The 494-nt window shown below is 46.6% G+C and carries 1 protein-coding gene; it reads right to left on the bottom strand.

What is annotated here, in order from left to right; translation table 11 throughout:
- Nucleotides 1–494: DUF1542 domain-containing protein (locus tag M1F55_RS03830; RefSeq protein ID WP_247947300.1), on the bottom strand; the 494-nt coding region annotated here is incomplete at both ends.

Raw genomic sequence — 494 nt, forward strand, 5'->3', positions numbered from 1 at the left:
GCTGGCTTCGCTTGCGCTGTTGGTGTTACTAAAGATACACTTGTCGCTCCATCAGCCTTAGCTTGTTCCACCGCTGCGTTTGTTGTTGCTTGATCAATTGCTTGTTTTGCTGCGTCTGCTTTGGCTTTCGCATCTTCTTTTGCTTTTGTTTTTTCTTCTGCTGTTAAGTCATTGTTGGCATCTATTGCTGCTTCTTTTGCTTTTAATGCTTCATCGATGGCTTGTTTTGCAGCTGGCTTCGCTTGCGCTGTTGGTGTTACTAAAGATACACTTGTCGCTCCATCAGCCTTAGCTTGTTCCACCGCTGCATTTGTTGTCGCCTTGTCGATTGCAGTCTTCGCTGCATCGGCTTTGACTTTCGCGTCTTCCTTAGCTTTGGCTTTTTCTTCAGCAGTCAAATCGTTGTTGGCATCAATTGCGTCGTTCTTAGCTTTCAATGCGTCATCGATGGCTTTCTTAGCTGCTGGTTTGGCTACCGGAGTTGGAGTCACCGA

Origin of the sequence: Streptococcus mitis (genome assembly GCF_023109235.1) — a bacterium.
Taxonomy (GTDB): domain Bacteria; phylum Bacillota; class Bacilli; order Lactobacillales; family Streptococcaceae; genus Streptococcus; species Streptococcus mitis_DA.